The organism is Ruegeria sp. HKCCSP346, from assembly GCF_017872595.1.
In the GTDB taxonomy this organism is placed as follows: domain Bacteria; phylum Pseudomonadota; class Alphaproteobacteria; order Rhodobacterales; family Rhodobacteraceae; genus Ruegeria.
Genome location: NZ_JAEDOT010000014.1, coordinates 19,006 through 32,300 on the forward strand (window position 1 = coordinate 19,006; position 13,295 = coordinate 32,300).

At 58.1% G+C, this 13,295-nt stretch carries 13 protein-coding genes; 10 read left to right on the forward strand and 3 right to left on the reverse strand.

Annotated elements, in window-relative coordinates:
• Window positions 1–248 precede the first annotated feature (248 nt).
• The 3 genes from I9185_RS20050 to I9185_RS20060 all read right to left on the reverse strand — a co-directional run bounded on the left by I9185_RS20050 (window position 249) and on the right by I9185_RS20060 (window position 3,465).
• The gene (locus I9185_RS20050; protein ID WP_210093911.1) at window positions 249–1,394 is read right to left on the reverse strand and encodes an HPP family protein; all 1,146 of its coding nucleotides are present in this window, start codon (window positions 1,392–1,394) and stop codon (window positions 249–251) included.
• 418 nt (window positions 1,395–1,812) lie between these two features.
• Complete coding sequence (locus I9185_RS20055; protein WP_245223648.1) at window positions 1,813–2,652, reverse strand: amidohydrolase family protein; 840 nt, start codon at window positions 2,650–2,652, stop codon at window positions 1,813–1,815.
• Between the two features lie 18 nt (window positions 2,653–2,670).
• Complete coding sequence (locus I9185_RS20060) at window positions 2,671–3,465, reverse strand: IclR family transcriptional regulator (RefSeq protein WP_171630722.1); 795 nt, start codon at window positions 3,463–3,465, stop codon at window positions 2,671–2,673.
• A gap of 137 nt (window positions 3,466–3,602) precedes the next feature.
• Between I9185_RS20060 and I9185_RS20065 the strand changes: the two genes are divergently transcribed.
• The 10 genes from I9185_RS20065 (at window position 3,603) to I9185_RS20110 (ending at window position 13,198) form a co-directional block, all read left to right on the forward strand.
• Complete coding sequence (locus I9185_RS20065; protein ID WP_210093912.1) at window positions 3,603–4,925, forward strand: extracellular solute-binding protein; 1,323 nt, start codon at window positions 3,603–3,605, stop codon at window positions 4,923–4,925.
• A gap of 72 nt (window positions 4,926–4,997) precedes the next feature.
• A complete protein-coding gene (locus I9185_RS20070; protein WP_171630712.1) occupies window positions 4,998–5,894 on the forward strand; it encodes a sugar ABC transporter permease in 897 nt (298 codons plus the stop codon).
• A 5-nt stretch (window positions 5,895–5,899) separates the two neighbouring features.
• On the forward strand, window positions 5,900–6,763 hold the full coding sequence (locus tag I9185_RS20075; protein ID WP_171630711.1) for a carbohydrate ABC transporter permease: 864 nt from the start codon (window positions 5,900–5,902) through the stop codon (window positions 6,761–6,763).
• A 4-nt stretch (window positions 6,764–6,767) separates the two neighbouring features.
• Window positions 6,768–7,859, forward strand: a complete 1,092-nt coding sequence (ugpC, locus tag I9185_RS20080) for a sn-glycerol-3-phosphate ABC transporter ATP-binding protein UgpC (protein WP_171725140.1) — start codon at window positions 6,768–6,770, stop codon at window positions 7,857–7,859.
• A gap of 2 nt (window positions 7,860–7,861) precedes the next feature.
• A complete protein-coding gene (locus I9185_RS20085; RefSeq protein ID WP_171725141.1) occupies window positions 7,862–8,971 on the forward strand; it encodes a mandelate racemase/muconate lactonizing enzyme family protein in 1,110 nt (369 codons plus the stop codon).
• The gene (locus I9185_RS20090) at window positions 8,968–9,300 is read left to right on the forward strand and encodes an L-rhamnose mutarotase (RefSeq protein ID WP_245223649.1); all 333 of its coding nucleotides are present in this window, start codon (window positions 8,968–8,970) and stop codon (window positions 9,298–9,300) included. Before I9185_RS20085 ends, I9185_RS20090 begins: the two co-directional genes overlap by 4 nt.
• A gap of 5 nt (window positions 9,301–9,305) precedes the next feature.
• The gene (locus I9185_RS20095) at window positions 9,306–10,055 is read left to right on the forward strand and encodes an SDR family oxidoreductase (protein ID WP_210093913.1); all 750 of its coding nucleotides are present in this window, start codon (window positions 9,306–9,308) and stop codon (window positions 10,053–10,055) included.
• A gap of 19 nt (window positions 10,056–10,074) precedes the next feature.
• The gene (locus I9185_RS20100) at window positions 10,075–10,917 is read left to right on the forward strand and encodes a fumarylacetoacetate hydrolase family protein (protein WP_171630703.1); all 843 of its coding nucleotides are present in this window, start codon (window positions 10,075–10,077) and stop codon (window positions 10,915–10,917) included.
• Window positions 10,917–12,224 (forward strand): L-fuconate dehydratase, encoded by a 1,308-nt coding sequence (locus tag I9185_RS20105; protein ID WP_210093914.1) that lies wholly within the window; start codon window positions 10,917–10,919, stop codon window positions 12,222–12,224. The genes I9185_RS20100 and I9185_RS20105 overlap by 1 nt, the downstream gene beginning before the upstream one ends.
• Entirely contained in the window at window positions 12,224–13,198 is a 975-nt protein-coding gene (locus I9185_RS20110; RefSeq protein ID WP_210093915.1) for an aldo/keto reductase, read from the forward strand. The genes I9185_RS20105 and I9185_RS20110 overlap by 1 nt, the downstream gene beginning before the upstream one ends.
• Window positions 13,199–13,295: the final 97 nt, after the last annotated feature.

Genomic DNA, 13,295 nt, shown 5'->3' on the forward strand with positions numbered 1-13,295 from the left:
ACTTACTGCCCCCAAATCCTGGGACCGCAGCGCTTGTCCAAACAGCAGATCGCGTTCGCGCGCAGATGGCCATGATTGTTTGAACCGAAAACTCGAAATACTGGAGTAGGGCGCAGATATTAGGGTCAGGGCTGGGTTTTCCGCCCCGGCTTCTCAGGCATTGTCCTTCCGTCAATCGGGTCTTACTCGAAGAAATCTGAACATCCGATCTATGCGCAAAGAACTTGACGTCGCCGATTGCCTGCGGATTAACCGCTGCGAACAGCGGCTTGTGCCAATGCGGCGATCAGGTCGGTCCGCGTGACAATCCCTACGATGCGATCGTATTCGAGGACAGGGACGGCGTCGACATCCTCAACCGCCATCATCGGAAGCAGCACCCCGAGGGGTGAATTTGTCGTCACGCGCGGGCCTGCCACCTCCATGATGTCACCCGCAGTCACAGGCATCTCCCTTTTGCGATCCAATAAACGATTGAGTGTCGAAAAATATCCGCGCTTCAACCTGATTGCGTCTTCACGGGCCTGTCTGATCAGATGCATCTGAAAAATGACGCCCAGAAACTTTTCGTCGTTTCCGACGACAGGAAGAGAGATGAACCTGTGCCTTTTGAACAGCTCGGCAACCTCTCCGAGCGCCGTTTCGGGACCCACTGTGATCAGACTGGAGGACATGACATCTTTTGCCGTCAAAGGGGCGGTCACGTGTGTTGCCGCCTGCAGTTCCGCCGCGCTGATCAGGCGTGCCAGATCCTCGACCCCCAGATTGAAGGAGTGTCGGTAGCGCTCCAGAATACCTGCAAGTTCTTCTTCGGACAGGCCAAGGCGCTCTGAGGGGTTCTTTTCTTCCGATTGATTATTGCTCGGATCGTCGAATTGCCGGAATGGATAGCGACGTCCGGTGATCCGGGCATAGACTGTCGCAAGGATGACAAGGACACAGGTTCCGACCGCAATCGGTGCAAGCGCAAACCAGAACCCCAATTGCGCGATGGCCTCGGGATTCAATGCGGCCGTCATGGCGACGGCTCCTGCCGGCGGATGAAGCGCCCGGCACAGGATTGTTGCGGCAATGGCAAGCCCAACTGCAAGCGCAACGCGTAGCTCCGGGTCTGCGATTGTCATGCAAACAGCCACGCCGACAAGGGCCGCCACCGTATTGCCGACAACGGCGGACCAAGGCTGCGCGAGCGGGCTATTTGGGACAGCAAAGAGCAAGACAGAGGTCGCTCCGAAGGGTGCTACAAGATAAAGACCCAAATCCAGATCGGAACCCGGAGTCAAAAGGAACAGTCCCGTCAGCCCAAGACCGACAAGAGCGCCCAGACCCGCACGAGCCGCTTCAATCGGTGAAACGCGGGAAACGGCCGGCCCGAGAGATCTGAGAATATACACGGCGCAGACCCCATCCTTCTTCTTCTGCGCACAGTTTCAGCAGAATGCAAAAAGTTCAACCGCAGGGTTGCAGAGAGAGAATGCCGACCAACGACTTTGCCACTTTATTGGATGGGCGACATGGGAATTGGAAGCTGCTTGAAAGTGGGTAAATTTTTCGACACATCAGGCTGCTCTTTTGCACATCAAGGCTAAAGCAGATGGCCTGGCCCTTGGCGACCAAAGCTCCAGTCGTTTTCTACCCAGCCTTTCCAACGGTCTGCCACGCACGGCGCAAGACACAGGACGGATGTGAAAAGTGCATTTGCCGAAGCTGGTCTCCCTCTCAGATACAAGCTTGAAGCATGTTTGTCGGCGGATTTGAGCCCTTTTTGTCAACATCAATTGAGGCCCGCTCAATCGGGTTGTCTTCTATGTTTTAGCTGGACAAACGAGGGTAGGCCGCTTTCGGACTTTGCGAGAGGATACTTTTTGCTGCGTCACCCATGGCACCCATGGCGATCTCGTGCCACGATTTGTAGTCCGAGGCGAGGTTAAGAACCGGCCAGTCGCTGCCGAACAGCAGGCTCTCTGGGGCATAAATGCCAAGAATGTGGGCAATGTAAGGCTCAAGGCTGCTTGGCTTCCAATCGGTCGAGGCTTCGGTCACAATGCCCGACAGTTTACAAAACACCTGCGTGTTTTCGGCAATGTCAGCCATGTCCTGCGCCCAGCCCTCATAGGCCCCATTGCGGATTTCGGGCTTGGCGCAATGGTCAATGACGACTCGCAAATCGGGGTATTTTGCCAGAAACGCTTTGAGATGGTGTAGATGGTGGGGCAATACCAGAGCATCGAATGTCAGATCATTTTCGACCATGGCAGCGATAGCCGGACGCAGATCATCGCGCAGCATCCAAGCGTCATCGGGAATGTCCTGTATCATCGGGCGTAGTCCAAGAAGCTTTGGATGGGCCGCCAATCGCGCGATCGAGGCTGGTGCCGTTTCGGCGGCAAGGTCCACCCACCCGACAACCCCTCGTATCCAGTCATGCGTGTCTGCAAGAGACAGCAGGTATTCAGTCTCGGCCTCAGTATCGGCGGCCTGAACCGCGATGGTTCCACTGATACCCGCCTCGTCCAGCAAAGGTTTCAAATCCTTGGGCAGAAAATCGCGATATAGCGTTTCAAGCTCGGGTGTCAGCCAGCCGTAATCGCCTCGATCGAGCTTCCAGAAATGCTGATGCGTGTCGATGACCATGCTAAAACCTGTGATCATGTTTTTTGTTAAGCCGCCTTAAGCGGCTCCGAATTCCGGTGTTGATCCACCGTGAAGCAACGTCAGTTCCCGGGCCAGTTCCCGGTGCATATTCACGATTTCGTCCAGAGAGGGGACTTTCAGATCGTCGACACGTTCCAGATAGGGGCAGCTCAGCACCGCTGCGGCCCTGCCGCCCGGGCCAAAAATCGGGAAAGCCACATTGGTTACACCGATCGCAGTTGCAGACGGCATTTTTTCATAGCCCAAGCGTCGGATGCGGGCGATATGCTCCATGAACTCGCTACGGTCCAGCGGGGGTTCACCTACGGCAAGGCGGTGCTGCTCGATCAGGTCCTCGACTTCTTCATTTGAACGGAAGGCCGCCAGCACCCGGCCAGAGCCTGTATTCCCCAGCCCCACGACGGTTCCGGTTTTCAGCGCAAGGCCCCAATTGCCCGGAGACTCCGCTGAGGCCACGATCACGATATCACCGTTGCTTTCCATTCCCATATGGCAGGATTGCCAAGTTTTTCGTGTTATCGCGCGCATACGGGGCAGGGCACTTTCGATTACCCGTCCAATCGGCGGGTGTCGCTGCGAAATAGCGAACATCTTCAGGCCAAGTGAATATCGATCGCCTGACAGGGACCGGATGACATACCCGCGCCGTACCAGTGTCGAGAGCATCCGGTAAATCTCAGACGGGGACCGTTCCAGCGCCTTTGCGACCTCTCCCTGGGTCAGTCCCTCACCGTGGTCAGCCAAAAGCTCGATGATATCCAGGCCTTTTTCCAGCGCGGGTGCGCGGTATTTGTCGGTGATGTCGTCCATACAGTGCCCTGTCGCGCAATATTCCTGATTGATTTTCAGTCATTGGGAAGGCTAAGTCAACATTGATTTATAGATGAATAAATGTTTTAAATACGAACAAACAACAAGCATCGCTTGATTGCATCAGGGAGGACATGATGAAAAAATCCAGCATTTTAATGGGTTTGATGGTCGGAACAGCGATAGTCGCGGCCGTCGAATCGGCAGGTGCGTCGGATTGGGGGAACTTTGATGGCGTGACCATCGAGGCGAAACTGATCGGCGGACAACAATACGAAGGTCTCTATGGCCGTATTGCCGAATGGGAAGCTGCGACCGGTGCCAAGGTCGACATTATTTCGAAAAAAAGCCACTTCGAGATCGACAAGGAAATCAAGTCGGACATGGCCGCTGGGACCACCAGCTGGTGCGTGGGTTCAAACCACTCTTCCTTTGCGCCCCAGTATGAAGGGCTCTATGTTGATCTGAACGAGCTGGTTCCAGCGGAAACCATTGCCGAATTCGTTCCGGGCAACATTGGCGCCTCGACGGTCGACGGCCAGCTTTTGATGCTGCCGCGCGCGCAGTTTGACGTTTCAGTGCTTTATTACCTGAAGTCGAACTATGAAGACGCCGACAAGGCCGCCGCGTTCAAGGAAAAATACGGCTATGATCTGGCTGTTCCCGAGACGTGGGAGCAGGTCAAAGATCAGGCGATCTTTTTTGCCGACCCTCCGAATTTCTACGGCACTCAGTATGCAGGCAAGGATGAGGCCATCGTGGGTCGGTTCTATGAGATGGTTGTCGCCGAGGGCGGCAACTATCTGGACGAAAACAAGAAACCAATCTTCAATTCCGAGGCAGGTCAGCGCGCGCTGCAGTGGTTCGTAGACCTGTACGAGGCCAAGGCGGTTCCGGCTGGCACGACGTCCTATGTGTGGGACGATCTGGGGCAGGGCTTTGCCAGTGGAACCGTGGCGCTGAACCTGGACTGGCCGGGCTGGGCCGGGTTCTTCAACGATCCGGAATCGTCCAAGGCTGCTGGCAACGTCGGCGTTGCTGTGCAACCCATGGGTTCGGCGACGCGGACCGGTTGGTCCGGGCATCACGGGTTCTCGGTCACCAGTGACTGTGCAAACAAAGACGCCGCAGTATCGCTTGTTCAGTTCCTGACCAGCGAGGAAAGCCAGTTGGCCGAAAGCGCTGGTGGCTCGCTGCCGACACGGACAGCCGTTTGGGAGGCCAACGTCGCTGCGGCGCAAGCTGGTGATGACGCATTCCGCGCCAAAGCTCTGGCCGCGTTTGCCGAAGGTGCGAAATACGCCTTTGCGGTACCGCCAATCCCGGAATGGGGCGAGACCACAAACCTGGTCTTTCCGGAACTGCAGGCCGCCATCGTTGGCGACAAGACTGTACAGCAGGCGCTGGACGATGCCGCGGCTGCGGTGGACGAACTGATGCGGGAATCTGGTTACTACTGAACCCGGACCCACAAGTATCCGCGGCGGGTGTTCCGCTGCGGGTGAACCCCCAAGACCCCCAAAAGGTGCACCATGACCCGCCGCCGCTTGCCCGAGTGGTTAGTCCTTCTGTTGCCTGCGATCATCGTGATTGCCGCAGTTGTTCTGATCCCTCTCATCTTCTCGCTCTATTCCAGCTTCACGTCGTACAAGCTGACGCGGCCTTCGACGCTGTGGAAATGGGTGGGGTTCTTCAATTACGAAAAAATCCTGACCGATGCGAAATTCTGGGCGGCGTTCGGGCGCACGGTGCTGTTCCTGACCATCGTTCTGAATCTGGAACTGCTGTTGGGACTGGGCATTGCGTTGATGATGAACAAGGTCACATGGGGGCAGCGTACGCTGCGCACGATCCTGATGTTCCCGATGATGTTCTCGCCCATTCTTGTTGGCTTTCAGTTCAAGTTCATCTTCAACGACAATATCGGGCTGGTGAACAACGTGTTGCAATCGGTGGGCTTCCAAAATGCCTCGCTGCCGTGGCTGGTGGACGGCAACCTTGCGATGTTCTCGATCATGTTCGCGGAAATCTGGATGAGCACATCCGTCTTCGCCATTCTGATCCTGGCTGGTCTGTTCGCCATGCCGCGTGACCCGCTCGAGGCCGCCAAGGTCGATGGCTGCACTGCCTGGCAGACCTTCCGCCACATAACTCTGCCGTTCCTGATGCCATTCATTTTTATTGCCATGACCATCCGCTCGCTGGACGTCGCACGGGCCTATGACATCGTTCAGATCATGACAGGCGGCGGCCCTGCCCGTCGCACGGAACTGTTGTGGACGTTGATGAGCCGCACCGGCTATGTCGATGCCCGCATGGGGCTGGCGAACGCGATGGGTTATATCTCAATCCTGCTGTCGATCCTCTTCACCATCTATTTCTTCCGCAAGCTCAGCGCCGCACGTGCTGAACTGGGAATGGCGGGGTAGGGCCAATGGACCGCAATCTAGCACATCGCAATCGCCGCCGCGCCCTGAAAACTGCGCACTTCATCGGGCTGTTCCTGATTATGTCGATCATTTGCATTCCCGGGCTCTGGATTGTTCTCAACTCGTTCCGTCCAACGGTCGAGATTATGGCCAAACCGCCGGTCTGGACCCCCAGCTTTACGCTAGACCACTACCGCGCCATGTTCGGCGGCGCGGGCGAGGGCGGTGTGCCAGTGTTCAGCTATTTCCGCAACTCGCTGATCGTTTCGGTCGTCTCAACCTTTATCGCGATCCTGATCGGCATGTCGGGCGGCTATGCCTTTGCCCGCTATCGCTTCAAGGGCAAATCGGGCTATTTTGTCGGGCTGATGCTGTTCCGCGCGGTTCCCGGTGTGGCGTTGTCGCTGCCCCTGTTCATCGTGTTTGCCCGGGTCGGCATCATCGACACCCATTTCGGCCTGATCCTGGCCTATGTGGCGATGAACGTGCCGTTCACCATCTGGTTGACCGACGGGTTCTTCCGCCAGATCCCGAAAGAGCTGCACGAAGCGGCAGAAATTGACGGCTGCACCCGCTGGCAGGCATTCTGGAGGGTGGAATTTCCGGTGGCGCGCTCGGGCGTTGCCTCGGCGGCGATCTTTGCCTTCCTCACCTCGTGGAACGAATTCGCGCTGGCGTCGCAGCTGACCCGCTCGGTCGGGTCCAAGACGATGCCTGTGGGTCTTTTGGATTTTACCGCCGAATTTACCATCAACTGGGGGGGAATGTGCGCGCTTGCGGTTCTCATGATCGTGCCCGCGCTGGTCCTGACCTTCATCGTCCAGAAACACCTGATTGCCGGCCTGACCTTCGGCGGCGTCAAAGGATAAGAAAATGACTGAAGTTACCCTTTCCAATGTCGTCAAGAAATATGGCAAGCATCAGGCTGTGCACGGCATCGACCTGGGCATCCATGACGGAGAGTTCGTCGTGCTGGTCGGCCCTTCGGGCTGCGGCAAGTCGACGACGCTGCGGATGATTGCCGGACTCGAAGAAATCTCCGGCGGCGAGATCGCCATCGGCGGCCGTGTCGTCAATGACCTGCCCCCGCGCGAACGTAACATCTCGATGGTGTTCCAGAACTATGCTCTGTATCCGCATATGACCGTGCGCGAAAATCTGGGCTTTTCACTGAAGATCGCCAAGCGGCCCGTGGATGAGATTGCCAAATCTGTGGCCGAGGCGGCGGGCATTCTGGGATTGGACGAGTTGATGGAGCGCAAGCCCGCCGAACTGTCGGGCGGTCAGCGCCAGCGCGTCGCAATGGGCCGCGCCATCGTGCGGCACCCCGACGTGTTCCTGTTTGACGAGCCGCTGTCGAACCTTGACGCCAAGCTGCGCACCCAGATGCGGGTCGAGATCAAGAAGCTGCACCAGAAGGTCGGCAACACCATTATCTACGTAACACACGATCAGGTCGAGGCGATGACGCTGGCGGATCGAATCGTTCTGATGCGCGGCGGCCATATAGTGCAGGTCGGCACCCCGCTGGACCTGTTCAACACGCCGGTAGATACCTTCGTGGCGACCTTCATCGGCTCGCCGCCGATGAACCTTGTCGATGGAGAGGTGTCCGGTGGCACCCTTCGTCTGAATGGCGGTATCGAGCTGTCCGTTCCCGCATCCGCGCGGTCACTTGTTCGCGACGGCCAAAAGGTGCGGTTCGGTTTCCGCGCCGACAACCTGATGCCAGTGGGCCACTCGGTCGAGGAAGAAGGCGAGACCGCAGAGCTGGACCTGTCCGTCACGCTGACGGAACCGCTTGGCACCGAGACGCTGCTGTTCGCCGACCTGGCCGGGGTCGAGGTCCAGGCCAAGATGTTCAATCCGCGCCCCGTCGCTCCGGGCGAGGCGATGAAGTTTCGCCTGATGCTGGACAAGACCCATGTCTTTGACGCTGCATCGGGCAAGGCGATCCGGGGGTAAGCATGGCGACAATCACTCATATTGAACTGCGCATGATCGATTTGGTGCCCAAGGTGAAACGGGTCGACGCCATCCAGACCTTTGTCAGTCAAGAAACCCCGATCCTTACTGTCTATGACAGCGACGGCGCCAGTGGTACGGGCTATTCCTATACCATTGGCACAGGTGGGCCATCTGTCATGGCGCTGCTGGAACACACGCTGGCCCCGATGCTGACCGGGCGCGACCCGGACCGGATCGAAGGCATCTGGCGCGACCTGCTGTTTGCCACTCACGCGACAGCGGTGGGCGCAATCACCTCGTTGGCGCTGGCCGCCATCGACACCGCGCTTTGGGATCTGCGTTGCCGCAAGCAAGGTCTGCCGCTTTGGAAAGCCGCCGGGGGATCGCGCGAAAAAGTGCCGCTTTATTCCACCGAGGGCGGCTGGTTGCATCTGGAAACGCAGGCGCTGGTCGATGACGCGCTGGCGATGCAGGCACAGGGCTTTCGCGGCTCAAAAATCAAGATCGGCCGCGATCACCTGAGCGAAGATGACGCGCGTCTGGGGGCGGTCCGGTCTGCCCTGGGTGGCGGGTACGAGATTTTGACCGATGGCAATCAGGGCTTTACTCTGTCCGAAGCGATCCGCCGGGCGCGGGTTCTCGAGGAGCACGGGATAGGCTGGTTCGAAGAACCGCTGCCCGCCGATGATGTGGCAGGCCATGTGCAACTAGCGCAACACACCAGCGTGCCGATTGCGGTGGGCGAAAGTATGTATTCGCTGAGCCAGTTCAAGGATTACCTGCAAATGGGCGCGGCCTCGATCGTGCAGGTGGATGTGGCCCGGATTGGTGGCATCACCCCGTGGCTGAAGGTGGCGCACATGGCCGAGGCGTTCAACGTCATGGTTTGCCCGCATTTCCTGATGGAGCTGCACCTGCCGCTGGTGTGCGCTATCCCTAACGCAAAATGGCTGGAATACATCCCGCAATTGGACACCGTGACCAACGGCCCAATCCGGATTGCGGACGGTCACGCCATCCCTTCTGATGAACCCGGTTTGGGTATCGATTGGGATTGGGATGCGATTTCGCGGCTTTCCGAGGTCAAAACCGTCAAGGAAGGTGCATGATGCAGCGCATGGGCATGGTAATCGGGGTCAAACCCGAGATGATCGAAGAATATAAGCGCCTGCACGCCGCCGTCTGGCCGCAGGTTCTTAAGCAGATCAGAAACAGCAACATTCGCAACTATACCATCTTCCTGCGCGAGCCGGAAAACCTGTTGTTCGGGTACTGGGAATATCACGGCGAGGATTTCACTGCGGATATGGCCAAGATGGCCAAGGACCCGGTGACTCAGGAATGGTGGACCCATACCGACCCCTGCCAGTCGCCTCTGGCCAGCCGCGCCGAGGACGAGCAATGGTCGATGATGCAAGAAGTATTTCACACGGATTAAAAGCTATGACTGACACAACGGGCCGTCTGGCCGGAAAAAAGACACTCATCACCGCCGCAGGCCAGGGCATCGGACGGGCGACGGCCGAGCTGTTCGCCGCCGAAGGGGGCGAGGTCATCGCCAGCGACATCAACGAGGATGCGCTGGCGGAATTGGCTAACAACCCGCGTGTCACTGCGCTGAAGCTGGATGTGACCGATGGCGCCGCAGTAGAGGCCGCCGTTACAGATATCGGCCCGCTGGACGTTCTGTTCAACTGCGCGGGCTATGTGGCGAGCGGCACCATTCTGGAATGTGACGAAAAGGACTGGGATTTCAGCTTTGATCTGAACGTCAAGGCGATGTATCGGCTGATCCGTCTGACACTGCCGGGAATGCTGGACAACGGTGGCGGATCGATCATCAACATGTCCTCGGTCGCGTCCTCGATCAAGGGCGTGCCGAACCGGTTTGCCTATTGCGCGTCCAAGGCGGCGGTGATCGGTATCACCAAGGCAGTGGCCGCTGACTATGTCACCCGTGGCATTCGCTGCAACGCGATCTGCCCGGGCACCGTTGACAGCCCCTCGATGCACGGACGTTTGCGCGCCACCGGCAACTATGAACAGGCACTGAAGGACTTCATCGCACGTCAGCCGATGGGCCGCATCGGAACCGCCGAAGAAATCGCGGCATTGGCGCTGTACCTCGCCAGCGACGACAGCGCCTTCACCACAGGACAGAACCACGCCATCGACGGCGGCTGGTCCATTTGATTTGCAGGAGAATTGAGAGATGAAACTGTTGCGCTATGGCCCGGTCGGGTCCGAAAAGCCGGGTTTGCTGGATGCCGAAGGGAACATTCGCGACCTGTCGGGTGTTGTTGATGATGTTTCGGGCGACACTCTAAGCGACGCCGCGCTGGACAAGTTGCGTGGCATCGACCCTGACTCATTGCCGTTGGTCGATGGCGACCCGCGTATCGGCGCCTGCGTGGGCCAGGTGGGAAAATTCATCTGTATCGGCTTGAACTATGCTGACCACGCCGCCGAAAGCGGCATGGAACTGCCGCAGGAGCCGGTGATCTTCTTCAAGGCCACTTCCTCGATCTGCGGGCCGAACGACGACACCGAAATCCCGCGCAGCTCGGTCAAGACCGATTGGGAGGTCGAGTTGGGCGTGGTGATCGGCAAGCACACCAAATACGTCAATGTCGAAGAGGCGCTGGACCATGTGGCAGGTTATTGCGTCATCAACGACCTGTCCGAGCGTGATTTCCAGCTGCACCGCTCGGGCCAATGGGTCAAGGGCAAGTCGGCGGACACGTTCGGCCCGATCGGTCCCTGGCTGGTGACACGGGACGAGGTTGCCGACCCGCAGAACCTGCCCATGTACCTAGAGGTCAACGGCCACCGCTATCAGGACGGCTCGACCCGGACCATGCATTTCGACGTGGCAACCGTTATCTCGCACCTGTCGCAATTCATGTCGCTGCAGCCCGGCGATGTAATCTCGACCGGTACGCCTCCGGGTGTCGGTATGGGGCAGAACCCTCAGACCTATCTGAAGCCTGGCGACGTTGTTGAACTTGGCATCGAAGGGCTGGGTGTTCAACGTCAGAACGTGGTGGCGGGCTGATGGTTACCATTACCGACCTGAAAACCTTCGACCTGCGGTTCCCGACCTCAGACTCGCTGGACGGGTCAGACGCAATGAACCCCGACCCGGACTATTCCGCCGCCTATGTGGTGCTGGAAACCGATGGCGCGTATCAGGGCCATGGCCTGACCTTCACCATCGGGCGAGGGAATGAGATTTGCATTACCGCTATTGAGGCGATGCGGCACCTGCTGGTCGGTCTCGATCTGGATTGGGCGCGCGAAGACATGGGACGGTTCTGGCGCTATGTCACCGGCGACAGCCAGTTGCGCTGGATCGGGCCGGACAAGGGTGCAATCCATCTGGCCACCGGTGCGGTGGTCAATGCGGTCTGGGATCTGCTGGCGAAAGAGGCCGGCAAGCCCGTCTGGCAACTGGTCGGGGAAATGACGCCCGAGGAAATCGTGCAACTTGTCGATTTCCGCTACATGACCGATGTTCTGACCAAGGACGAGGCGCTGGACATTCTGCGCAGGGCCGAACCGGGCAAGGCGGACAGGATCGCAAAGCTGAGGGCCGAAGGTTATCCCTGCTATACCACCTCGGCAGGATGGCTGGGCTATTCCGACGATAAACTGCGCCGCTTGTGCCGCGAAGCGCGCGAGGCCGGATTTACCCATACCAAGTTCAAGGTGGGCCGCGAACTGGCCGACGACATCCGCCGCCTGACTATCGCCCGCGAGGAACTGGGCGAGGGCATGAACATCATGATCGACGCCAATCAGGTATGGGAGGTCGATCAGGCTATCGACTGGGTCAAGGAACTATCATTTGCGCGACCTTTGTTCATCGAGGAACCCACCAGCCCCGACGATGTGGTTGGGCACAGAAAAATCCGTCAGGCAATTGCCCCGATCAAGGTGGCGACGGGTGAAATGTGCCAGAACCGCATTCTGTTCAAACAGTTCATTGCCAACGAGGCTATTGATTTCGTGCAAATCGACAGCTGTCGTCTGGGCGGTTTGAACGAAGTGCTTGCGGTACAGCTGATGGCAGCAAAATTTGGCTTGCCGGTCTGGCCCCATGCCGGCGGCGTGGGCCTGTGCGAGTATGTGCAGCATCTGTCGATGATCGATTATGTGGCGATCACCGGTGAAAAAGACGACAAACGCATCGAATTTGTCGATCACCTGCACGAGCATTTCGTCGACCCCTGCATCGTGGAGAACGGTGCCTATCAGGCACCTGTGGCGCCGGGGTTTTCCATCGAGATGAAGGCAAGCTCGATCGCCGATTATCAACATCAACCATCTGCAACGCAAACCGCCGAGCAAGGAGCGGCCTGATGCGACAGAACCTCATTGGGAATACCGGTGTGCGCGTGACCGAGGCATCGTTTGGCTGTGCGAGTATCGGAAACCTGTACCGCCCAGCGACCGACGCGCAGGTGGATGAGGTGCTGCAATGCGCTTGGGACGCGGGTATCCGTTATTTCGATACCGCACCGCATTATGGTCGCGGCCTGTCCGAAATGCGACTGGGCCGCTTCCTTACGCGGTATCCCCGCGACGAATACGTCATTTCAACCAAGGTTGGGCGGGTGCTGTCACCCGGATCAGCGATGGTCGAGGCCGATGGCTTTGTCGATCCGCTGCCCAACGCGGTGCGCTATGACTATTCTGGCGACGGGATTGAAGCTTCGCTGGAACACAGCTTTGGCCTTCTGAATACCAACTACGCAGATATCGTCTATGTCCACGATATCGGTGAATACACTCACGGACAGGACAATAGCGCCCATATGGAAGCCTTCCTCGAGTCGGGATATGAACGGCTGGTAAGGTTGAAGGAGCAGGGCAAAATCCGGGCTTTCGGGCTGGGCGTGAACGAAAACCAGATTTGTCTCGACGTAATGGACCATGGCCCCATCGACGTGATCCTGTTGGCTGGTCGGCTAACACTTCTGGACCGATCGGCAGAACAGGAGCTCACCGCCAAATGCCGAGCGCTAGGTACCAGCCTGGTACTGGGCGGCGTGTTCAATTCGGGCATCCTCGCTACCGGCCCGGTCGAAGGAGCAACCTATGATTATGTCCCGGCATCACCGGAAGTCATCGAGCAGGTTAAAAACCTTCAAACAAGAGCCGAGGTGCTTGGGCTGCAACTGGCAACTGCGGCGCTTCACTTTGCCAAACGGCATGAGTTGGCAGCCTCTGTCCTGTTGGGAACAGCTAGCGCGCGGTCATTGCAACGAAACCTCACTGCATTGGATGGACCAACGCCTGATGAGTTTGACAGTCATTTCAGGCGAGGATTTTGACGTGCAAGATGATGACAGGCGCAATCCGCCTAGCCGATAACCTAGGGTCAGAATTCAAAGCCAAAAAGATGACGGTAGCCGCCTGTGCGATGGCTGA